A 23,772-nucleotide genomic window follows, 5' to 3' on the forward strand; every position below is an offset into this window, starting at 1 on the left:
CCGTTTACCGTTTCTGCAAAAACCCAATTAACGATTAACCCAAAACAGTGTTTGCCAACAGACCTGGTTTTAAAAGATTTTTACGGGTTCTCCATCTTCAAAAAGGGCAGCTTTTAAAGCATTTGTACTGGCATTAATTAATATAAACTGACCATCTGCTCGCGAACCCCTGGTCATATGTGCAGCTTCTTCGACACCATTTGGCGTCAACCTTTTGAAGTATTTAAAATAAGGCTCCAGCGACTGGTCTAGTGTTGGTGGTTTATAATATTCACTAACGTTATAGGCAAGAAGCTGAACCTCACCCTGCACAAATAAACCGTCTTTAAAAATCCCTGACATTAGGGTATCGTCGCTTTTAAGTATTCCAAAACCCGTATCACAGTTGCCGGCAAGGCAAGGGTTTTCTGTGTTTGCCTCACCGACAAAAAGTTTACTTGCGGTAAGCTGACCTTTAGTATAAATAAGCAGTTCCCTTTCAACCTTATCTGCAGAATTAAGAATTTTTATATGTGGCCCGATTTTCTGATTGTTTTCAAAAACACCGCAAACTGTACCTTCCCCTTCGTTATATACCGTAAATCCATTTGGCATTCCTGATTTAAAGTTTGAAAAGTACCAGTTCCCTCCGGGTAGCTGGTGATATCCTATTCCTTCAAACACGGCATCTTTATAAAAACCGTGATACATGTCTTTTGAATTTACATTAAAACTATATCCATATCCATTTTTACAATCTCCTGCCTGGCAGGAATCTCCTTCCTGAGCTTTGGCAAATAAACTTAGTAATGACAAAAAGGTAATTAGAACTATTCGTATCATAATGATCTGATTTAAGGTTTATATTAAAGTTTAATAGCGTTGTTTATTTGCCGTAATAGATAAATGGAGCCCAATACGTGGGATGCTTAAATTCATCGCCATAGGCTCCGGCTATAAAGGCACGTTTAATCTCAGTCGCCGCTGTTACATAAGGTATATTTGACTGAAAGACTTTTTTGTAAAACTCCTGAACGAAAATGCTGGTCGTGTAATCATTTACAGACCAAAGTGATGTCAGGCTGGCATTAGCACCGGCCTGAAACAGGGAGTTGTTTAACCCCTGAACGGCATCTCCTGTAGTAATGCGCCCCAGGCCGGTCTGGCAGGCACTAAGCATAACCAGGTCCGGATTCATTTTTAATGCTTTGATTTCGTTTACGGTGAGCATACCATCTTCTCCGTTTACAGGACTTGGAAGAACACTCATAGCAATGGCACTCATTTCAAATATGTAAGGATTTACCGAAGCATGGCTGGCCAGATGAATCACCTTATAATCCTTTAGTAAACCTGCGTCAGACATACTTTTTATTTCATTTTCGGTCATTTGCTTATCTAGCCGCACATCAGTCATGGGAACGATTTGCTTTATGGCTTCCACTTCATTTTTTGTACCTATCAGATATTTCATAGGTTTTTCGGTTTGAAAAGCCCCATAGGCAAAATCCAGATCTTTTCCTGATTCAATGGCTTCATTTACTTCTAATTGCAGCCGTTTGATATCTGCTATAGAAGCTATTTTAGAATGGGTGTTGTTTCTAAGGCTGTATTTGGCATCCCCAAAAGCCAGCACATTCTTTTTGTAACTTGTCTTTTGTTTTTGTCTTAAGGATACAAGCACACTTGCACTGGGAGCATAGCCTATTTCAAAATCCTCAATGAGATAGCGTTTAGTGACCGGGTTAATCAATGTTTCAAACGGAATAAAGCTTAACTCACCGGTAGGTACGATTGTGATTTTTTTAATATCACGCAAAAAGTTTAGGTTGGGGAATAATACATACCAAATATTGGCAGATAGTCTGGCAAATTCTCCGGCTTTTAAAAACGGCCTGTCTTCTTTAGCAGCTTCCAGATAAGTGCGGTACGTTTCAAAAAAGATACGTGCATCACCCGGTTGTGCCATATAGTTTGCAGAAAATGCAGGGCGCTCTGTATTATTTGGCCGTCGCAATTCTTTTTTTGCCAGTTTTGATTCCACGTAACTCGTAATCGACGGATTTTCGGTAAACAGATCGGCTACAATTTTGGTAAAGTCAAAAAATGTAGCTTCTACATTGTTTTTAGTAACCAAAAAATTGAAATATCCCGTGTCATCTAATGAACCCGGAGATAAATAGTAGATAATGGCCTCATCAGTTGCGAGACTTGCCTGTATTTCCCTAACCGTTCTTGAACTGGTTGAATTGGAATTTAAAAGTGTGTTGAGCTCAGCGTTTTTAATTAGCTCTGCTGTTTCCAGAGCTTCTGCAGGACGTCCCGTTTTGATATAAGCACCCGCCAAATTGGTAAGTACTTTTGTATAAACCAGTTCTGTTTCTTTTCGAACGGCTGCATCAGCTTGTTTTCTTTCGGCATCCAGAAGGTTTTTAGCCTGAACTAATGAGCCTATCATGCCCTCATAATCCATTTCCTGTAAAGCCAACATAGCTCTGTTAAAATAATCTGCCGGTCTTATTGCAACAGATTCCTCAACGCTTTTGAGTCCGGCTAAAATCATCAGTTCAGTAACGACTTTTTGGTATCCACCGCTCAAATGGGGATTTAAATCAATAAGTCGTTGCATTTTTTGGAGGTAATTTGTGCCGGTTTCGGTTTTCTTCGCAATCTCGGGAGGTGTCAAAACCAGATAGGAATCGATCAGCAAATCCGGATTTTGAAGATCTTTAATAAGTGGGGTGATTTCGTTTAACACGTTTGTATAGGCTGCATAGTTATTCAGTTCTCGCAGCGCTTTAGCTTTTTTATTTAGTAGCCAGGTAATCTGAGGTTTGAATAAATCACCTCTTCTGCTTAGTAAAACATCTAGAATTTCTATTAGCCTTTGATTTTCCTGGCTTGAATAGGTATTACCGAAACTATGTACCAATAAAAACCCCGTAAATGGATTCAGGTTTTGCTCTGTTAAATACCTTTCAAAAGTTGAGCGAACGGCAGTACTTTTTAAATCGTGATACCAGAGTGCATCGCCGAGTTTTGAAAGTAAACAGGAATATGCCAGATTTGGGATGGCTCCATTTTTTCGTGCATTTTGCAACTCAACATTCAGACTTTCGATTTGTGTAGCGGAAACATCAGTATTCAGCTCTGCATATTTAAAAGCTGTATTTGCAGTTTCTATCCCGCCTTGAAATCTGGTTTTTAAAGCAGATATAGCGGCCAGGTCTGTTTCTATTTTAGACAGCAGATCCGGCTGGTTTTTATAGAAGTCCAGATAAGCCATTAAACTTTTGGAAACCTCAGTTTCGTTTTGATTTAGCTGAGACGTGAATACATAATTGTAAAAGGCTTCATTTCGCTGAAAATCAGATCCTGTTATCAACGCGGCTATATAATTCAGTTTTGCCGAATATTCATCTAGCGGAGCAAGGTAAACAGCCATTGAAGTATAAAAAAGAGCCTGATCTGAGGATGGCGTCGCGATCAGATTATATCCGGTAATAGCCGGTATCCTGTATGGGAAGGGGTATTGGTTAAGAAGAAATTCAGATATATTACATAATCTGTTCAAATCTTTACCGGCTGCATTAATTGCCTCGGTATAAAGCAAATTTTGCTCTATTTTTCTGGAAAAAGGCTGTTGTGCCCTGAGCGCACTGCAAAACAGGACTATCAGTACTAGAATTCTCATAGATCGTGTGGTTTTTACGATCTAAAAGTAGGGCCGGGAAGCACCTGTAATCAATAGGGCAATTGACGTATTTGTGGGTTTGTGGTTTGCCGTTTTCTGTTTTCTGTTGGTTTACGGTTTGCCGTTTACCGTTTATCGTTATGACAAAATCAGGAATCAGAAACATGGAATAATAAATAAGAAACAAAAAATCAGGAAATCAAGAAATCACTTCCCAGACCGCATATTTTCAACTTTGTTTTTACTTCTTCCGGTGTTGATGAAGTAGACGCCGGTGATCAGGATGGCTGCTGCAACAGCAGACTGCGTCGTGAGTTTTTCGCCCAAAAAATACCAGCCCAGAAACAGCGCGATAACCGGATTTACATAGGCTGAAGTGGTCACTTTTTCGGTAGCCACATTTTTTAGCAGATAATTAAAGGCCGAAAATGCTGCGATACTCCCAAAGAATACCAAACAAAGCATCGCAATTTGCGTACGGGATTGCCAGTTTAGCGGATTGCTCCACTCCTCGCCGATCACCAGACTGGCAAGGATTAAAATGAGACCGGCAGCGGTCATCTGATACGCCGTGCTTACAAAATGATTTTTCGGGGTATCTACCTGAGCGACCATCAGGCTGCCACAGCTCCAGCTAAAAATGGCCGTTACCGCAAGACCCACGCCCAACCAGAAATTGGGCTCTACCGCCAGTTCCCGCTGACTGATCAATAAAATCATTCCGCATAAGCCTAAAATAACGCCAAAAACAGTCATCTTTTTCAGCTTACGCTTCTGCACGAGCATCATAATCAAAATGGTAAATAAGGGATACATTGAGGCTATGAGCGAGCCAAAACCACTGTCGATGTATTTCAGCGCCCATACAAAGACTCCGTTGCCCAAAGATAAAAACAGAATTCCGGCTAAAATAGAATTTCCCAACTGCTTCCAGCTGATACGCAGGGAGTGTCCCAGGGCAGCTGCTAAACCAAAAATGAGCAGACCTGCCGTGCAAAACCGCATTCCGCCTATCATAAACGGAGGAAGCTCGGTAACCGCCATTTTATTCCAGAGGTAAGTAGACCCCCAAAAGACGTAAATGGCAATAAATGACAGGATGATAAAGGTTTTTTTTCGGGATAGCACGGCAAAAAAATTAGCGGAGGCAAAGCTCTGCTTTTTGGGCGAAATCGCGTCAGTTTTTGGTTACTAATCTGCTGCTTACTCGGTATGAGTTACAAACCGAGAATACGCGCATCTACCCGAAAAACGCTCCTGATATCTAGTTCAATATCGCGGTCAATGGCCTCATCGGTAATACTTTCAACACGCAGGGTATAGCGGTCTTTTTTGATGTATTCTTTCAATTCTGCATTGCTGGTATTAAGCTCTATCGTACCCGAAGCGTCTCCTGCGACCGGATTTAAGGAAGCTAAAGGTATTTCTTCAAGACCTTCTGCCTTGATAAAAACTTCAATAGATTCTAAAAAGCTAAAATCTGCATCAGTAGGACTCGTAATAATGAGGCGCATACGACTGAGTTTGATGGACTCAATGAGGTCTTTTTGGGTATTGTTTGATTCAAATTCAGACTCGCTATTGGTTTGCACAGGCGGCGTCTGCACCACAAACGGAAGGTTAATCAGGGTTCCGGACTCGATGGTGACACTGCTGTTGTAATCTAAATCAAATTTGGTGAGGTCATCAATCTTATCACAGGCAGTCATTGCTAAAAGGCTTAACAGTAGAAGTATTCGTTTCATAGGGGTATATATAATTTTTAAAATTTACGTAAATCGGTACTATTCGGTTTTAAACCAAAAAAATCTGCCTTCTTTTGATAAAATGAGGCAGATTTTCGCTGTGAAACTAAGAAAATCCTTATTCCATGGCCTCCATCACGATTCGATCTTCTGTGACTCCCAGAGCTTTTAAATCTTCGAGAACCGCATCCATCATCGGTGGCGGTCCGCACACATAAAATTTCTTGAGCGTGGTGGTATTGATGTGTTTTTTGATAAACTCCTTATCGATATAACCGCTGGCATAGCGGGAATCTTCTTCGTCTGAAAGAATATTGATAAAATCATCGCCCAGCATTTTCTCGAGTTCTGCTGCGTAAATGATATCCTCTTTCTTTTTATTGCCGAAAATCAGCTTGTTTCCGGCTAGTTTCTGCTCTTTATCCAGCTTTTTGAAAATGGACAAAAAAGGCGTAATACCCGCTCCACCGGCAAGAAAGACACCCGGCCCCTCATAATTTATGGCTCCCCAGGAATCACCAATAATCAACTCGTCTCCCGGAGTAAGTTTGCCAAGTTGCTCGGTTACGCCATCGTGCTCGGGATAGGTTTTAATGGTAAATTCCAGATTTTCGTTTTCGGGAAGACTGGTAAATGTAAACGGGCGCTTTTCATCTTTCCAATCGGGTTTATTTATGGCTACCTCGGTTGCCTGCCCCGGCTCAAAACTAAAATTCTCAGGTTTTTCGGTTGCGATGTGCAGGACATCGTGATTTATAAAATGAATTTCCTTGATTTTTACAGTGCTCATAGTATAGTTTTTTCTTAAAAATACACACTCAAAGCGGGCCTGACTACCAAGGTTTTCTTAATGTCTGCGTTAAAATTTTACCAAAAGCATAATCCATCTTAGCGCAGATACGAAGCATTAAAGTACGTGCTAAACTCTTGAAGCAACAGTTTAAGTTTCGGGTTTATGTAATTGATACAAAAAGGTTTATCGGGATCAGAACGGTAATAGTTGTGCAGACTTTCCCGCGATGCTTTAAAGGCCGAAAAATCCAAAACCCGGGTTACAAGCGGGGCTTCAAAATGCTGCTGCAGTTCTTCCAGAATACCTTGTGCTTTCGTTTTTTGTATAGCCGAAAATGTATAAATCGCAGAGCGGTACCGGTCTCTAAAACTGTGTGCCGAAGTGCTTTTGTGCGTACGCAAGTGCACTTCCAGCAAAACCGGAAGCGGAAGTTTTTCGGCATCAAAATGCACGATCACCCCTTCCGAAAACCAGGCTTCATCCTCTGTGGCTGCTACGTAGCCTTGCTCTACCCGGCTTACACCAAGCAGGGACTGAAATACCGCTTCAGTACACCAGTGGCATCCACCACCAAGGGCTATTTTTTGCAGAGAGTCAGTCATTCCATTTTACTTCCTTTAAAAACGCGATCACTTTAGCCTCGGGCATTTCGCAGGGTTTAAGCAGTTCTCCGCTTTTAGTTTCATAAAAATTCAGACTTATAAAATCGGTGCCGCCCAACTCTTCCGCATAGACTTTAAAGCTTTTTCCGGCATTGAAGCCGGTACGGGTAATGCCGTATTTCCGGCCTTTATAGCTGCCTTCCGAATAACCTTCAGGAATACGGGATATCAGGGATTTAAGCTTCATTACGAACTGCACGAAAGCATGGAACAACCTACCTTATCCCGTGCCCATTCGGGTCTTTTGGCAAACCATTTTCCGTTTTCGGGCTGCTCGTCGTAGGGCTTTTTAAGCAGCTCATACAATTCATCAATCAGCCTGTAATCGCCCTCATCTGCGGCATCAATCGCAAGCTGAGCCATGTAGTTGCGCAGCACGTATTTGGGATTCATCCGGTTCATGGCCGCACTTCGGGCTTCATCGGTAAGGTTTTGATTTTGAATTCTTTTCGCGTAGGCGGAAAACCAGGCGTTCCATTGCGTTTTGACAGCTTCCGTAAGCTCTTCGGCATTATAAAAAGAATCAGCAATCAAATCAAACCCGTTTACGGAAGCATCCTTTTTAAAATCACCCAGTTTGCGGAAGAAGATCGTCATATCGGTTTCGGTAAGCTGCAGACAGGCTTCGAGATCAGCAATGAGTTCTAAATCGGCTTCACCGGGATTTTGCAATCCTAGTTTACCGGCCATCATTTCGAGCGATTTTGTGGCGTAACCGCTTTTATAACGGTCAAGGATTTCCTCAAAACCTTCAGATTCATCCACCAGCGGATAGAGCGCATTGGCGAGTTGGTATAAATTCCACAACCCTATATTCGGCTGGTTGCCATAACGATACCGCTTATGCTGCCGGTCTGTCGTATTGGGCGTCCAGCCCCAGTCAAAACCTTCGAGCCAGCCGTAGGGTCCGTAATCTATCGTCAGTCCCAAAATGCTCATATTATCGGTATTCATAACGCCGTGAACAAAACCCACACGCTGCCAGTGTATCATCAAATCGAGCGTGCGCCGGGTTACTTCATCAAAAAACTGAAGGTACACGTCTTTAGAAGGTTTACCCAAATGCGGAAAATGCGCTTCGATGGTGTAGTCGACCAACTGTTGAAGACCTTTTATATCATTTCGGGCGGTAAAGATTTGATAATTACCAAAGCGCAAAAAGGATTCTGCCACGCGGCAAACGACCGCCCCTTTTTCGTAAGCGGGATTTCCGTCGTACATCACATCGCGGAGTACCGGGTCACCGGTAAGTGCCAGCGACAAAGCCCGCGTGGTAGGAACGCCCAGATGATACATCGCTTCACTCATCAAATATTCGCGTATAGAAGAGCGTAAAACCGCCAGACCGTCTGCACTGCGCGAGTAAGGCGTCTCCCCTGCTCCTTTGAGCTGTAGCGCCCAGTGACCGGTCTTACCTTCCGTTTCAAAAAGATTGATGGCTCGCCCGTCGCCTAACTGGCCGGCCCAGTTCCCAAACTGATGTCCGCCATAAAGCATCGCATAGGGTTTGGTTTCAGGCAAAACGCTGTTACCGGTCATCAGATTTAAAAATTCATCAGACTGAACATCAGATTGTAAAAGGCCCAATTCTTCCCGCATTTCTTCAGAAACATGCAGTAATTGTGGCTTGCCGGTTTTCTTTGGGTTTACAAAGGAGTAAAAACCTTCAGTAACCTGACGTCGTGAATTTTCGGTATTGGGATCAGCCGGAAGTTTTTGTGAAAAGCGATTGTTGAGTTTAAAATCCATTGCGAAGGTTTTATGCAAAACTACAGGTTTTAAAAGGGTTGTCGGTCATCGCACCCATTCCTGTCTTAAAAACTAAAAAATCCCTGTCAGGTTTCTGGCAGGGATTCTCAATCAGCGTCTTCGGTTTAGGACTAATTTTGTGCGGTTTTGATTTTGTATTCAAACTCGTTAGTGTCTCCCGCCGAGCCATCCCGTTCCATTTTTGTGTAAACGGCGTTGAGGGTTTCATATTCTAAAATCCAGGATTCACGGGGTTTTGAGTCTTCCAGAGTAACTTCTACATCATAAGATGAAATCACCACGTTAGATAAGGTATAGACCAAATACGGAGCCGCACCCTGAGCACCGGATGTATTGATGAGGCTTAGTACCATCTCGTCAAATCGCTGATTGCGGGTAAGCGCCTGAAGCATAGGATTTGTAGCTGCATCGGTTTTCTTGGCGATATTCATTCCTGAAAATTGCACCGTACTGCGCGTTCTGCCCGACACTACTTTTGATTTTGGGCTTTCAGCCGAAAAAACAAAGGCATCAATCACAATTTGATCTTCAAAGCGGTTTACCGAAGATTCTCCCTCAATACCGGGAATTTCTAAATACATCTGAGTTTGTGCCTGAAGGGTCACAGTTGCCAGAATCAGCAGGAAAAGTGTTAAGCAAGTCTTCATAAGGAGTTTTTAAGTTGTTAGTTGGTCAGGTTATTTCTAAAGGAATTAAAAATACGGGCTTATGTTGATGAAAACAGCGGCTACTTAACCCTTTCCTACAGGGGAAATTTCCTGAAATTACCAAATAAAATGCCTGTATACAGGCCAGGCAGCAAGAACCTGTCTAAAAAACGAGGTGTCAGTACCTAAAATGACACTAGTCCTGAAATCGAATCTTAAAAATTTAAGAGAATCATTGAATTGAGGGATGCAACTATTAAAGTTATTGTAAAGTTGACTGACAACTAGGCGGTTGGAACAAGCTTTGCCTATTTTAGTGTGTAACATTAAAACACTTGATTATGACAATTAGAAAACAGAATACAGGAATAGCAGCAGCAGTTTTAGGTTTAGCCGGTGGACTTTTTGCATGGTGGAAATATAAAAACGCAAGCGAAGAAGAAAAAGCTAAAATCAAAGGAAAGATCAATGATTTGGGTAGCAAATTAAAAGAAACCTATACCGACGCTGAAATCAAGGTAAAAGAAGCTTACGATGAAGTAGAGCATAAAATTACCGGTAATGATACCAAGAAATTTAAGAAAGACGTAGAGCGCGAAGTTGAGAAAATCGCAAACTAAGACCTCTTTTTTCACAGCATTTTTAAAAGCGATCCACTTGGGTCGCTTTTTTTATGGATGCAACCTTTAGGAACTTTAATAAATTCTATTTTTAATACGAATCCTTAACCGGTTGATCTTATGAAAATCAAATACTATTTCTCCCTACTCCTTCTCATTGGCTTTAGCGCGGCAGCGCAGGAACTTAACGATTATTTTAAACCCGTAAAATACCGAAGCATAGGTCCATTCAGAGGCGGGCGCAGCAATTCGGTTAGCGGTGTGGTGGGCGATCCCCTCACCTATTATATGGGAACCACCGGTGGCGGTTTGTGGAAAACCACCGATGCCGGGCAGCACTGGTACAACATCTCAGACGGCTTCTTTAAGACCGGTTCGGTGGGTGCTGTGGCGGTATCGGAGTCTGATCCTAATGTGATTTATGTGGGAATGGGCGAACACGCCATTCGCGGGGTGATGACTTCCTACGGGGATGGGGTTTATAAATCAACCGATGCCGGAAAAACCTGGAAGCATATAGGTCTTACCAAAACCCAGCAAATCGCGCGAATCGTGATCGATCCTAAAAATCCGGATGTGGTTTACGTGGCTGCTCAGGGCGCTATGCAGGGCCCAACGGCCGAACGCGGGGTTTACAAAAGCACAAACGGCGGCGAAAGCTGGGAACAGGTTTTATTCGTAAATGAGCAAACGGGAGCTAACGAACTTTCTATGGATATTCACAATCCCAATGTGCTGTACGCCTCGATGTGGGAGCATCAGCGCACACCATGGAAAATGATCAGCGGTGGCCCGGGCAGCGCACTTTACAAATCTACCGACGCCGGAAAAACCTGGGATACCATTCACAACGGCCTTCCTGAAGAAAAAGGGAAAATGGCGATTGCAGTAAGCCGGGCCAATCCCGATAAGGTATATGCGCTTATTGAAAGCGACAGCCAGCAGGATAAAGGCGGACTTTTCGTTTCAAATGATGCCGGTAAAAGCTGGAATATGGTGAGCGGCGATAACCGTCTTACCCAGCGCGCCTGGTATTATACTGAGGTTTTTGCAGATCCTTCCGCAGAAAACACCGTGTATGTGTTGAGTGCTCCTGCCTTACGTTCAACCGATGGCGGAAAAACCTGGGAAAGCCTCTCCGGTACCCACGGCGACTATCACGATTTGTGGATCAACCCGGCAAATTCTAAAAATATGGTGATTGGTAACGACGGTGGCGCTGCGATCTCCTATAACTACGGTGAAAGCTGGTCGACTCAGGACAATATGCCTACCGCGCAGTTTTACCGCATCAATACCGATAACCTGTATCCTTATAATATTTATGCCGGGCAGCAGGATAATTCTTCGGTAAAAATTGCCAGTATGGCTCCGGGAAGCGGAGGCATTGGTCGCGAAAACTGGTCGGCTTCAGCGGGTGGTGAGAGCGCCTTTTTGGCTTTCGATCCCGATGATCCGCGATATGTGTATGGTGGAAGCTATCTGGGAACCATTGAAGTTTTGGATACCGAAACCAAAATGAGTACAAACATCATGGCGGCTCCTATTCAGTATTTGGGGAAAGCCGCGCGCGATATGAAATACCTGTACAACTGGAATGCCCCCATCATCTGGTCACAGCACGAACCCGGAACCGTTTACCACGCCGCCCAACTGGTTTTAAAAACCAGCGATATGGGAAAAACCTGGACTGAATTTTCACCTGATCTTACCCGAAATATCGACGCTAAACAAGGGAAAGGCGGAGGTCCTTACACGGTTGAAGCCGTTGGTGCCGAAAATTACGGGACCATCAGCTACCTGATCGAATCGCCTCACGAAGCAGGTGTTTTCTATACCGGAAGTGATGACGGTCTGGTGCACCTCACACGGGATAATGGCAAAAGCTGGCAGAATATTACGCCCAAAGGCCTTGAGGAAACCCTGATTAACGCAATTGAGGTGTCGCCACACGATCCTGCTACCGCCTATATCGCCACCACCCGCTACAAGTTTAATGATTATACCCCGGCGATTTATAAAACCACAGATTACGGTAAAAGCTGGTCAAACATCAGCAGCGGGATTCCCTATGGGGCATACACCCGAGTGGTGCGCGAAGATGCAGACCGCAAAGGCCTGCTTTATGCCGGGACTGAACAGGGTGTTTACGTATCTTTTGACGCCGGGAAAACCTGGAAATCCCTGCAGTTAAACCTTCCGGTGACGCCTGTTACCGATTTGAAAGTGCATCGCGGAGATTTGATTGTTGCCACTTCAGGCCGCTCGTTCTGGATACTTGATGACCTCAAGCTTTTAGCCAACTATGAAAACAAAACGGCTGACTTTCAGCTTTACGAACCCGAAGCATCGGTTTATGGAAGCTGGTACAGCGCTTTAAACGGGAGTAATCCGGACTTTGACGGAACCACCGATGACGCCGGAGTCAATCCTGCAAACGGAGTGGTATTGTATTACAACCTGCCTAAAGTGACCGATACTACAGCACTGCAACTGAGCATACGCGATGCTCAGGGCAAACTTATCACGCGTTTTTCTTCGGAAGCGGACGAAAACTTTAAATCCTATGCAGGCGGCCCTTCACCCGTCCCAACTCTTAGCAAGCACAAAGGATTGAATCGCTTTGTCTGGGATGGCAGACACTCAGGTATTCCGGGTGTTGAAGAGGTGTATATCGAAGCCGGTTATTCGGGGCACAAGGTAGCGCCGGGTACGTATAACATCACTTTAGACTATGGTGGTCAAACCGAAACTGTTGCTGCGGTGATTCAGCCGAATCCCAATCTCGATATTCCTGCCGCACAATTTGCCGAATACGACCGCGTAATGACCGAAATGGAAGCTAAGGTCACCGAAATGCACGAACTGGTGAATAGGCTAAAAAGCGCTCAGGATCAACTTTCCGCTTTGCTTAAAACCAGAGAAAGCCTTCCTGAGGAAGTTCAGGAAACCGGTAAAAAGCTGATCGCCGATCTGGAGGAATGGGATGAAAAAATGGTGCAACGCAAGTCAAAAGCTTACGATGATGTGGAGAATTTCGAAAACAAGTTTACCGCAAATTATATGTTTTTACTCAATCAAACCGAAAGCAGTATTCCCCGCGTAAACGCCTCAAATCTGGAACAACTAAAACTCTTAAATGCCGAATGGCAGGAACTGAAAGCAGCAGGAAATACGCTGCTTAATACACGTATACCACAATATAATACCAGTCTCTGGGAGGCCGGGATTGGTGCTATTCGGGTGAAGTAGAACGTTGATTTGGATTGATAATTATTTTAATGATTTTCTAAAAGTTGAAAGCTGTTTGACTGTCAGTCTGAGCCTGTCGAAGACGGTTTGATAATTACCCTCACAAACTTCGATTCCTGAAGCATGTGGGCAGTTTGATATCTAGCCTGTACTTTTTAGTCAGCCGTTTTTATTTTTAGTTATATTCGTCAAATGAGAAAATACCTTCCGTTTGCTTTGCTACTTGCCATTTCGTTTACGAGCTACGCGCAAAACTATGTGGATATCGCCAATCTGTCTTACAGCATCACGCCGCAAAACGATTTTGAAAACAGCAACCAGTCTACAGCGGTGAGCGAACTGGAGTTTCAGTTTACCTTTCCCAAGGTTTTAGACGAAAAAAATACCTTTATCAGTACGCTTTTGGTCGAATCGAATACGCTTCGCATAGACCCCACAATTCCACAGGAATACACATTTGCCTCTCTGGGACTTGCTTTAGGCTTTAATCACCGGTATTCAGACCGGCTTGCCATTACGTATCTGGTGATTCCAAAACTGGCAACGCAACTCGATGCGATGACAGGCAGAGGTTTTCAGTTGGGCGGGCTCGCACTGGCTACTTTAAAGAAGAATGAAAACTTCAGCTGGAAGTTTGGTTTGTATGCCAATACCGAAGAATTTGGTCCGTTTCTGGTCCCTTATGCTGGTTTTTATTATCTGAGCCCCAGCAAGCGCTTTGAAGCCTATATCACGACCATAAACGGGGATATAAACTATATGCTGAGCGATAAATTGAATATTGGCGGAGATGTAAACGGCCTTACCTCCAGTTACGCCCTGGGTGATCCTGTTTTCAATACCGAAAACGTTTATTTCGTCAAAAACACCACGGAATTTTTTGCCTACCTGCGCTATCCGGTGGCCAAAAATCTGTTTTTAAAAGCCAAAGCCGGGTATAGCATTACGCGAACGTATAAAGCTTTTGAAGAAGGTGATCAGGTTGATTTGGGATTGAGTCTGTTCTTTTTGGGTGATGATCGCAATCAGTTGAATACGCCTCTTGCTAAAGGGGCTTTGTTTAAGCTGGAATTGCTCTATCGTTTTCCGCTTTAAGCTTTACCCAGTTTCCGTACGGCAGCCCATTCGCGAAGTTTATCGCGTGAATCTGTTGCCGGATATCCCAAAACCGTTTTTCCGGCTGCCACATCGCCCATCACTCCCGAGCCTGCTGCAACCACTGCCCCGCTGTGAATGGTAGTATGATCTTTTATCGAAGCGCTTCCGCCTATAACAACACCATCGCCCAGCGTCACCGAACCGGCGAGTCCGCTATGACCTGCCATAATGCAGCACCTTCCCAGAATACAGTTGTGCGCGATCTGTACCAGATTGTCAATCTTACAACCGTCACCCACAATGGTTGAAGCAAATTTTGCTCGGTCTACACACGAGTTGGCACCAATTTCTACTCCATTCCCAATGATCACATTACCAATATGAACAATCTTGACCAGACCGCTGCCGTCATCTGCCGGTCGGTATCCAAAACCGTCTGCCCCAATACTCACGTTGTTGTGAAAGATACAAAAGGCACCAACGACCGAACGTTCCCGGATTACAGTTCCGGACCAAATGGTAGTCCTGGTACCAATGCTGCAGTCATCGAGAATCGTAACGTTTGGATAGAGTGTTACGCCTTCGGCAAGCACGGTACGCGCACCCACGTAACAACCCGGGCCTATTTTACAACCGGATCCGACTTGTGCTGTGGGATGAATGTAAGCCCGGTCGCTGATTTCGGTTTCAAATTCGGGAGCATCGGGTTCATAAAGGCTTAGTAATTTGGCCATTGCCAAATCAGCATTCTTTACAATCAAAAGCGGAATAGCACCGGAAACCAAATGTTTCAGATTCTCGTTGATTACAACCGCTCCCGCTCCTGAGGTCGCGTAATTCTTCGTGTATTTAGATGAACCGATAAAACTGACCTGGTCTGATGTGGCAGCATCCAGATGGTTTAAGCCGGTAAATTGTTGCGTGCTGTTTTCAGAAATTTCGGCGTTGAGCAAAGCTGCAAGCTGGTTTAGTGAAAAATTTTTCATGATTAAAGGGTTTAAGCGGTAGTTCAAAATTGAAGCTAAGTGCCTTGCAAATCTGCTCAAGGTAGATAACCAGTGTTGTCTAAAAGCAGGTGCTAACCCGTTTGAAGTGCGCGAAAGGTAAATATAAAAAGTTGAAAATGAGCCAAAATTAAAAAAGCAACTCGATACGAGTTGCTTTTTGCACAAAACCGGTTCACCAAAAACGACAATCGTTTTTTGAAACAGATGTCTAGTTCTTAGAAAAAACAGGTATTGACACTTTAGGAGTGAGAAGGGCTTTTGTTTTTCTAAGCACTTTTTCGGGTTGGTTTACTGTGGTCTGTAGTTTTAAATCGGTTACCGATGCCGCGATGTTAAAGGTGTAGTCACCTGCTTCCAGAATCCAGGCGTGAGCCTCGTCATCGTATGAAGCCAGGTCATCCCTGTTGATTGTAAGTGTCACCGTTTCTGATTCCGCAGGATTGAGTAAGCCTGTTTTCGCAAAAGCTTTCAATTCTTTTGCAGGTTTTTCCAGACCGGTTTGCGGAGCTGCAACATAAACCTGCACGATTTCCTTTCCGGCTGTTTTTCCCGTATTGGTGATGCTAAACTGTAATTGTACACCTTCAGCAGTTTCTGTAACCTTTAAATCAGCATACGCGAAGCTGGTGTACGAAAGTCCATAACCAAAAGGATACGAAACCGGCACCTCAAAGGAGTCGAAATAGCGGTAACCCACGTAAATCCCTTCTTCATAGATTTCTTCGGAAGGCACACCCTGTAGCGGATTCGCAGGTTTTTCGGCATCCGGATCGAGCACGCTACCCGGAAAGTTCTTTGATGAAGCCACATCGGCAAGTTGTACAGGAAAAGTCACCGGCAATTTCCCGGAAGGATTAACCGTACCGGTAAGTACATCTGCGATCGCGTTACCGCCTTCCTGTCCCGGTTGCCAGGCCAGCAAGATTGCGTCTGCTGTTTCTTTTAAAAATTCGGTCTCGATGACCCCGCCAATATTGAGAACCACAACAAGACTTTTCCCGGGCCCGGAGAAAGCGCGTTTCAAATTGGTGAGCAGTTCTTTTTCAGTTTCGGTAAGCAGAAAATCATCGGCTTCTGCACGATCCTGAAACTCGCCTGAGGTTCTACCCAACGTGAATACTGCCACATCATTATTTTTGGCCAGCTTGTTAAGCTCTGCTGCCGAAAAGGATTTTTCAGGAACCAGCTCATCTTTCAGAAAAAATAGCGCTTTAGGTGGAATTTTAGCCCGTTCGGCTTTCATATAAATCTCATAATCAGAAACCAGTTGTTCATCTAATTTCACATTTGCAGCCTTTAAGCCTTCCAATACCGAAATACTATAGGCTTTATTCACATCCCCGCTACCGGTTCCTCCGGCGATGGTTTCGTAAGAAGCCGATCCAAAAAGAGCCACCTTGCGTCCGGTTGCCAGCGGAAGACTTTCCTTTTCATTCTTCAGTAAAACCATACCTTCAGTTGCTGCCTGGCGGGCAATGGCTTTATGTCCTTCCAGATCTGTAATTCCCGAAGGTTCATATCCTTTAAAGGCAAAAGTCTTTTGATAGGTATTTAAGATGGCCGTTAGATTACGGTCTATAATGGCTTCGTCCAGTTCGCCGGCTTCAACAGCAGCTTTTAGGGCTTTAAACTGAGCGCCGGTTCCCGGCATCAGCAGATCGTTACCTGCTTTTACCTGAGCGACAGCGTCTGTACCCGCAAACCAATCGGTCATTACAAAGCCCTGGTAACCCCATTCTTCGCGAAGTAATTGGGTAAGCAGTTCTTCATTTTCAGAAGCGTAGGTTCCGTTGATCTTGTTATAGGAAGACATAACCGCCCAGGGATCGCTGTGATCCAGAGCAATCTTGAATCCACGCAGGTATATTTCCCGCAAGGCTCGCTCGCTTACTACGGTGTTAAGAGCCGTACGATTGGTTTCCGAATTGTTTGCCACAAAATGCTTGATGGTCGCACCCAGGCCTGTTGCTTGTACGCCGTTTACAAATCCGGCTGTGATCATTCCGCCAAGCACGGGATCTTCAGAATAATATTCAAAATTACGTCCGCCTAACGGATTCCGGTGAATATTAAGCGCAGGTGCCAGGAGGAAATCAACCCCATAATCGCGGCCTTCAATACCAAAAGCTTCGCCTACCTGAGCGGCAAGACCGGTATTCCAGGTTGATGAAAGGCTGCTCGCTGTTGGGAAGGCAGTAGCATAAAAGGTTTGCCCGGGATTGGTATCGCGCTGCGGACTGATGCGAATTCCCGCAGGACCGTCGGCAAATACCACTGCCGGAATAGCTAATCTGGGCACAGCATAACTCGTTCCGGCAGCACCGGCAACTTCGTTTTTTGTAGCACCTACTACGGCCATTGCCGGTTTTGAATCTTCCGGGAGCCCCGGAACTTCCATGCCGGTTCCAATTAAGAAATAGATTTTTTCATCAAGGGTGAGTTCATCAATAAGTTCCTGCGTGTTCTTTTGAGCAGAAAGTGCTGCACAACTCAAAAGCAGGAGGTATAAAAATTGTTTTTTCATAAGAGGTATATTTAAAACCAAATATGAAATTCTAATACTAGGAATCCTTTGACATTTGTCAAATAATCAAAATGAAGCTCTTAAAATGTGGAATTCTCAGGATAAAACTTAAATTTTTGCACGGATGCGGCTCAGGGTTTCCTGCGAAATACCCAAAAAAGAAGCGATGTGCGCAAGTGAAACCTTCTGAATCACGTAGGGTTTGGTTTCTAAAAGATGTAAATAGCGATCGCGTGCCGATTGAAAAAGAATACTTTCGGTGCGTAGCTGGGAGAATTTAAGCGACCGGGCAAACATACCCAAAGCTAACTGCGCGATTTCGGGATTGGTCTTGCTCAGTTGCAAAATTCCATCGCGATGCAGGCGTATTACGGTACTTTCTTCAACGGCTTCGATAAGCAGGTTGCTGGGCGTAGCGTCAAAATAGCTGCTTATTGAAAAACAAAACTCGTGTGTGCCTGCAAACCATTCGGTGATTTCCTTTCCGTCCCTAAAATAATATTGACGTGCAAATCCCTTTTCGATATAAAAAATATACCGGCAAACTTCGTGATACTTTAAAATGAATTCGCCTTTAGGAATTTCTACGACCGAAAGGTATTGCTGTAGTTCGGCCTGAGTGGCCTCACTAAGGGGAGAAAATTCCTGAAGTCTTTTTAAAAATTGCGGAATCACGGTCTGCCTGTTGCCCGGTTAACAACCGGTGTTGTTGAAGGGTTAAAATAGCGCATAAAAAAAGCCCTCACAAGGAAGGCTTTCATAAATTTATAAAATATGGACTTAGTCAATAACGCGAACGTTGATTGCATTGATTCCTTTTTTACCTCTTTCAGTTTCAAATTCTACGCGGTCATTTTCACGTACTTCGTCAATTAAGCCGCTTGAATGTACGAAAATATCTTCGTTAGACCCCTCAGGATTGATAAATCCAAATCCTTTTGAATTATTGAAAAATTTTACTGTTCCTTCTTTCATTGTAGTTACTCTATTATTAATTAATTTATTTAAAAAGCGTTTTATTTTATTCATATCATCTTATTAGACTTCAGGCAAAACAGTCCTGAAACCGGGTTTACAGGTACTTGATAAGAATCTTAGAATACAGTTAAAGAAGAAGTAGTATTGTGAAGAATAGTGTGAAAAAATTCACCTGTTTCAGAATGGAAACTTGCCTCGAGAGCGGTAATAACTTAAAAAAAGTACTGAACTTATAGAATACACAGAAAACCTATCTGCGTTTACTGGGGTAAAGGTAGACTAATTATTGGTCTTAACGTCAAAATACCTGATTATCTTTTAAATATCTTAAAAACAGCCTAAAAAGAGCCCTTCATACTATCCCCCGCAAAGCTTTATTCTTTATTTAACGACCTTTTTGCCTCCTGTTTGTTAAATTTAAAGTTGTTGCAGCTTTTTTGCTTTCGCATATTTTTTAATAATTAAATACAATCTAAACTTATGACAAACCCTATTCTTCCGCACGATCAGAAAAACTGGTATAAAGACGCAGTAATTTACGAACTGCACATTAAGGCATTTTTTGATAGTAATGGCGACGGAATTGGGGATTTTGAAGGCTTGCTTCAAAAATTAGATTATCTCGAAGAACTGGGTATTACGGCCATCTGGCTGCTTCCCTTCTACCCCTCACCCCTGCGTGATGACGGGTATGACATCGCAGACTATTACAGCATCAATCCCTCTTACGGCGAGATCGAAGACTTTAAACGTTTAGTTGAGGAAGCGCACAATCGTGGTCTTAAAGTTATTACCGAACTGGTAATCAATCATACTTCAGACCAGCATGAGTGGTTTCAGCGGGCGCGAAAAGCTCCGGCAGGTTCTAAATACCGTAACTATTATGTGTGGAGTGATAGTGTTGAAAAATACAAGGACGCCCGAATTATTTTTACAGACACCGAACCTTCAAACTGGAGTTGGGACCCGGTTGCAGGCGAGTACTACTGGCACCGCTTTTTTGCCCACCAGCCCGATTTGAATTTTGACAATCCCGATGTGCAGGAAGAAGTCTTTAATATAATGGATTTCTGGTGCGACCTGGGCGTTGACGGGTTTAGGCTTGATGCCGTGCCCTATCTCTTTGAACGTGATGGCACCAATTGTGAAAACCTGCCGGAAACACACGATTTCCTAAAAAAACTGCGCAAGCGCATTGACGATAAATACGACAATAAGCTTCTTCTGGCAGAAGCCAATATGTGGCCCGAAGATTCTGCGGCCTACTTTGGAGAAGGTGACGAGTGTCATATGAACTACCACTTCCCCATTATGCCGCGTATGTTTATGGCGGTAAAAATGGAAGACCGCTATCCCATTATCGATATCATAGACCAGACTCCCGATATTCCAGAAAGTTGCCAGTGGGCGATTTTCCTGAGAAATCACGACGAACTCACCCTCGAGATGGTGACCGATGAGGAACGGGATTATATGTACAAGGTGTATTCTCAGGATCCCAAGGCAAAAATCAACGTGGGTATCAGACGCCGTCTGGCTCCCTTGCTCGATAACAACCGCAGCAAGATTGAGTTGATGAATGTTTTGCTTTTCTCCCTTCCGGGAACTCCCGTGATGTATTATGGGGATGAGATCGGGATGGGTGATAATTTTTATCTGGGTGACCGTGACGGGGTACGCACACCTATGCAGTGGACGGCAGACCGCAATGCCGGTTTCTCAATGGCAAACCCGCAAAAGCTGTACCTGCCTACAATCATAGACCCACAGTACAATTCCCAAACGGTTAATGTAGAGTCCCAACAAATCAATCCATCCTCGCTATTGTGGTGGATGAAGCGTATCTTAAATATGCGTAAGAGTTTTAAAGCCTTTGGACGGGGTGATATCAAGTTCTTCTCTCCTTCCAACTCTAAAATTCTGGCTTTTACGCGTAGTTATGGGGACGAAAACATTCTGGTAATCGCAAACCTCTCGCGTTTTTCACAAGCGGTAGAGCTGGAACTTGATGAGTTTAAAGATTATATTCCGGTGGAAGTCTTTAGCCATAATAAATTTCCGCGTATAAGCTCGAGACCGTATCTCTTCACCCTGGCGCCACACGGTTATTACTGGTTTTCGCTGACCAAGGCAGATGTGCAAATTCAGGATGGGCCCTTGCCCGAAATCAAAGCGAACAGCTGGGAGCAGTTGTTTGAGACCAAAGTGCTTCAGGCACTTGAGACTAAAGTTTTCCCACGCTATTTTAAAGGAAAGTATTGGTTTACAGACCGCAACCGCATCATTCAGGGCATTAGCGTTGCCAATAGAATAGATCTGGATGTAGACGAAATTCCGGTTAAAAATTTAATCGTAGACGTTACTTATAATGAAGGTCTGCCGGAAATTTACCAGTTTCCACTGGCTTTTGTGGCGAGTTCGCACGAGAAAATACTTGAAGAAATTCCGGAAAAAGGCCGGGTCGCCCAATTAAAACTGGGTAAAGAGGAAGGGTTCTTAGTCGATGCCGTTCACGTACCTGCCTATCGCGAGTTCTTGTTTTACAGTCTGCAACAGGGCAAAACCCTGAAATCCGGTAAGGAAGCAATGATTTTTGATAAGGGAAAAACCGCACCGGACTCTGATATCAAAGAGGTTGCCTCGCGTTTGATCGAAAGCCGCCGCAGCAATACTTCCATCATTTATGATCACCGGTACTTTTTAAAATTATACCGCAGATTAGACAGCACGATCAATCCCGATGCGGAGATTTCAAAATTCCTGACCGAAACCGTACAATTTGACAATACGCCTTTATATATGGGCAGTATTCGGTACAAAACACCGCGTAACAGCGATCCGGTTTTGGGTATGATGCAGGATTTGGTAACCAACACCGGTACTGCCTGGGAAAATGCCAAAGATGCAGCCCATCGCTATATGGAACGTGTAGAAACCACGGCTGTGGAAGACGAACCTGAGTTTAAGATCGAATCCCGACTCGAGAAACTCACTTTTGAAGAATTGAATGAGCGCGATCAGGAATTAGTAGATAGTTTATTGCCCGAACGCATTAGTCTTTTGGGCCAGCGTAGTGCCGAAATGCATCAGGCTTTGGCCAGTAATAAAAATCAAAAGGGCTTTGAACACGAAGAGTTTTCGCTGCACTATCAGCGCTCGCTCTACTCCTCGTTACAAAGTCTTACCCGGGAGACTTTTGAAAATCTAAAGAAATCAATACCCAGTCTTCCCGAAGGCATTCAGCAGGAAGCTGAAGCTGTTTTAAAGCGAAAAAGTGAAATTTCAGCCTGCTTTAAACGGGTATTTGATCACAAGCTCGATACGCTAAAAATACGCACACACGGCGATTACCATCTGGAGCAATTGCTGTGGACGGGTAAAGATTATATCATCATTAACTTTGAAGGTGAGCCTACCCGACCCTTTAGCGAGCGGCGTATTCTACGGTCAGGTCTGCGGGATGTGGCCTCGATGATAAGATCCCTTCATTATGCGGCTTATACGCCGTTTATGCAAATCAATTATGCCGATGAATACCGTGAGTCTGAGCTGGAAAAATGGGCCGAGCTCTGGTTTTATTATATGACCCGTTTCTTCCTGAAAGGCTATTGCGATACGCTTGAGAATTCAAATTTGATTCCTTCAAATACGCGTGATTTTACCGTTCTTTTGGAAACCTTTATGCTTGAAAAAGCCATTATGGAACTCAATTACGAGCTCAATAATCGTCCGCACTGGTCGCTGGTGCCCCTCCGTGGTATTCAGGCGGTGTTGGATGCCTGCAAATAAATTTCAGTTTTAAAAAGAAAAAACCCCGTAAATCAGTTGATTTACGGGGTTTTTTAATGGATATAAACCTTCTATTAGTTTGCGTTGCGTAAGGATTCCATATCAATCACAAAACGGTATTTAACGTCGCCGTCAACCACACGTTCGTAAGCCTCGTTTATGGTGTTGATGTCAATCAGTTCGATATCGCTTACCACGTCATGCTTTCCACAGAAGTCAAGCATTTCCTGAGTTTCCTTGATACCACCAATAAGGGATCCTGCTACATTTTTACGTCCCATAATCAGGTTACCGCCGTGAACATCAGGTAAAGGCTCTATTGCTCCCACCATACACATCGTTGAATCTATTTTCAACAATTGTAAATACGGATTAATATCGTGCCCAACCGGAACGGTATTCAGCAAAAAGTCAAAACTGCCCTGATGTTTTTTCATGGCATCCTTATCTTTAGAAATCAATACCTCGTCTGCACCTAAACGCTTGGCATCTTCGGCTTTCTCAGGGCTGGTGGTGATCATCACCACGTGAGCTCCCATTGCGTGAGCAAATTTGATTCCCATATGCCCCAGTCCGCCAAGACCAATCACGCCTACTTTATCGCCTTTACTTACTTTCCAGTGGTTTAACGGAGAAAACGTGGTAATACCGGCACAAAGTAAAGGAGCTACTGCTTTAGTATCCAGATTGTCCGGTACACTTAACACGTAATAGTGATCTACAATAATTTCTTCAGAATAACCACCAAAGGTATGACCTCCCAGATGTTTGTCTTTACCGTTATAAGTACCTACCATTCCTTCTTCACAAAATTGCTCCAGATCGTGCTTACAAGGCTCACACTCGCGGCAGGAATCTACCATACAGCCTACGCCTACGGTTTGACCAACTTTAAAATTGCTTACCTCGCTACCCACTTCAAGCACTTCACCTATGATCTCGTGTCCAGGAACTACCGGATATTTAGAATTGCCCCAGTCGTTGCGTACCGTGTGGATATCACTATGGCATACACCGCAATAGGTAATTTTAATTTTGACGTCACGCGGCTTAACCTCGCGGCGTTCAATATTTATTTGTTTTAAATCTGCTTTGGGATCTGCTGCCCCGTATGCTTTTACTTCGCTCATAATTATTTTTACTTTGAGCATTAAATTACGCTTATATTAAAGCCTTGGCAAGTAGCAACGGGGGTTTTAAACTAAGTTTAACGC

General features: G+C 43.9%; 18 protein-coding genes. 4 read left to right on the forward strand and 14 right to left on the reverse strand.

What is annotated here, in order from left to right; genetic code table 11:
* Positions 1-69: 69 nt before the first annotated feature.
* The 9 genes from ACSSS3_RS16950 to ACSSS3_RS16990 all read right to left on the reverse strand — a co-directional run bounded on the left by ACSSS3_RS16950 (position 70) and on the right by ACSSS3_RS16990 (position 9,290).
* Positions 70-822, reverse strand: a complete 753-nt coding sequence (locus ACSSS3_RS16950) for a hypothetical protein (protein WP_442845620.1) — start codon at positions 820-822, stop codon at positions 70-72.
* A gap of 43 nt (positions 823-865) precedes the next feature.
* The gene (locus ACSSS3_RS16955; protein ID WP_442845621.1) at positions 866-3,673 is read right to left on the reverse strand and encodes a CHAT domain-containing protein; all 2,808 of its coding nucleotides are present in this window, start codon (positions 3,671-3,673) and stop codon (positions 866-868) included.
* 207 nt (positions 3,674-3,880) lie between these two features.
* Complete coding sequence (locus ACSSS3_RS16960) at positions 3,881-4,801, reverse strand: EamA family transporter (RefSeq protein WP_442845622.1); 921 nt, start codon at positions 4,799-4,801, stop codon at positions 3,881-3,883.
* An 89-nt stretch (positions 4,802-4,890) separates the two neighbouring features.
* Positions 4,891-5,418, reverse strand: coding sequence for a hypothetical protein (locus ACSSS3_RS16965; RefSeq protein ID WP_228230044.1), 528 nt, complete (start codon positions 5,416-5,418; stop codon positions 4,891-4,893).
* Positions 5,419-5,536: 118 nt separating this feature from the next.
* Positions 5,537-6,208: an FAD-binding oxidoreductase gene (locus tag ACSSS3_RS16970; protein ID WP_442845623.1), complete on the reverse strand. Its 672-nt coding sequence runs from the start codon at positions 6,206-6,208 to the stop codon at positions 5,537-5,539.
* A 98-nt stretch (positions 6,209-6,306) separates the two neighbouring features.
* Complete coding sequence (locus tag ACSSS3_RS16975) at positions 6,307-6,813, reverse strand: peptide-methionine (S)-S-oxide reductase (RefSeq protein WP_228230046.1); 507 nt, start codon at positions 6,811-6,813, stop codon at positions 6,307-6,309.
* A complete protein-coding gene (locus tag ACSSS3_RS16980; RefSeq protein WP_442845624.1) occupies positions 6,806-7,060 on the reverse strand; it encodes a peptide methionine sulfoxide reductase in 255 nt (84 codons plus the stop codon). Before ACSSS3_RS16980 ends, ACSSS3_RS16975 begins: the two co-directional genes overlap by 8 nt.
* Positions 7,060-8,622 carry a protein adenylyltransferase SelO gene (locus ACSSS3_RS16985; RefSeq protein ID WP_442845625.1) on the reverse strand — a complete coding sequence of 521 codons (1,563 nt, stop codon included), beginning with the start codon at positions 8,620-8,622 and terminating at the stop codon, positions 7,060-7,062. Before ACSSS3_RS16985 ends, ACSSS3_RS16980 begins: the two co-directional genes overlap by 1 nt.
* A gap of 131 nt (positions 8,623-8,753) precedes the next feature.
* Positions 8,754-9,290, reverse strand: coding sequence for an Hcp family type VI secretion system effector (locus ACSSS3_RS16990; RefSeq protein ID WP_228230049.1), 537 nt, complete (start codon positions 9,288-9,290; stop codon positions 8,754-8,756).
* 341 nt (positions 9,291-9,631) lie between these two features.
* Here ACSSS3_RS16990 and ACSSS3_RS16995 point away from each other — a divergent pair, with 341 nt between their 5' ends.
* The 3 genes from ACSSS3_RS16995 to ACSSS3_RS17005 all read left to right on the forward strand — a co-directional run bounded on the left by ACSSS3_RS16995 (position 9,632) and on the right by ACSSS3_RS17005 (position 14,257).
* Positions 9,632-9,910, forward strand: a complete 279-nt coding sequence (locus tag ACSSS3_RS16995) for a hypothetical protein (RefSeq protein WP_442845626.1) — start codon at positions 9,632-9,634, stop codon at positions 9,908-9,910.
* 120 nt (positions 9,911-10,030) lie between these two features.
* Positions 10,031-13,162 carry a VPS10 domain-containing protein gene (locus ACSSS3_RS17000; RefSeq protein WP_442845627.1) on the forward strand — a complete coding sequence of 1,044 codons (3,132 nt, stop codon included), beginning with the start codon at positions 10,031-10,033 and terminating at the stop codon, positions 13,160-13,162.
* Positions 13,163-13,354: 192 nt separating this feature from the next.
* Positions 13,355-14,257, forward strand: coding sequence for a DUF6268 family outer membrane beta-barrel protein (locus ACSSS3_RS17005; protein WP_442845628.1), 903 nt, complete (start codon positions 13,355-13,357; stop codon positions 14,255-14,257).
* Here ACSSS3_RS17005 and lpxD read toward each other — a convergent pair.
* From lpxD to ACSSS3_RS17025, 4 genes are all read right to left on the reverse strand, one after another.
* Positions 14,254-15,246 carry a UDP-3-O-(3-hydroxymyristoyl)glucosamine N-acyltransferase gene (lpxD, locus tag ACSSS3_RS17010; protein WP_442845629.1) on the reverse strand — a complete coding sequence of 331 codons (993 nt, stop codon included), beginning with the start codon at positions 15,244-15,246 and terminating at the stop codon, positions 14,254-14,256. The genes ACSSS3_RS17005 and lpxD overlap by 4 nt on opposite strands.
* A 229-nt stretch (positions 15,247-15,475) precedes the next feature.
* On the reverse strand, positions 15,476-17,791 hold the full coding sequence (locus ACSSS3_RS17015) for a beta-glucosidase (protein WP_442845630.1): 2,316 nt from the start codon (positions 17,789-17,791) through the stop codon (positions 15,476-15,478).
* Between the two features lie 108 nt (positions 17,792-17,899).
* Entirely contained in the window at positions 17,900-18,466 is a 567-nt protein-coding gene (locus tag ACSSS3_RS17020; protein ID WP_442845631.1) for a Crp/Fnr family transcriptional regulator, read from the reverse strand.
* A gap of 105 nt (positions 18,467-18,571) precedes the next feature.
* On the reverse strand, positions 18,572-18,766 hold the full coding sequence (locus ACSSS3_RS17025; RefSeq protein ID WP_228230166.1) for a cold-shock protein: 195 nt from the start codon (positions 18,764-18,766) through the stop codon (positions 18,572-18,574).
* Positions 18,767-19,249: 483 nt separating this feature from the next.
* On the opposite strand from ACSSS3_RS17025, the gene treS reads away from it, so the two are divergent.
* Positions 19,250-22,558 (forward strand): maltose alpha-D-glucosyltransferase, encoded by a 3,309-nt coding sequence (gene treS / locus ACSSS3_RS17030; protein ID WP_442845632.1) that lies wholly within the window; start codon positions 19,250-19,252, stop codon positions 22,556-22,558.
* A 74-nt stretch (positions 22,559-22,632) separates the two neighbouring features.
* On the opposite strand, the gene ACSSS3_RS17035 is transcribed toward treS, so the two are convergent.
* Positions 22,633-23,688 carry an NAD(P)-dependent alcohol dehydrogenase gene (locus ACSSS3_RS17035; RefSeq protein ID WP_228230057.1) on the reverse strand — a complete coding sequence of 352 codons (1,056 nt, stop codon included), beginning with the start codon at positions 23,686-23,688 and terminating at the stop codon, positions 22,633-22,635.
* Positions 23,689-23,772 lie beyond the last annotated feature (84 nt).

The sequence above is a fragment of the Leeuwenhoekiella sp. H156 genome (assembly GCF_052218455.1).
In the GTDB taxonomy this organism is placed as follows: domain Bacteria; phylum Bacteroidota; class Bacteroidia; order Flavobacteriales; family Flavobacteriaceae; genus Leeuwenhoekiella; species Leeuwenhoekiella parthenopeia.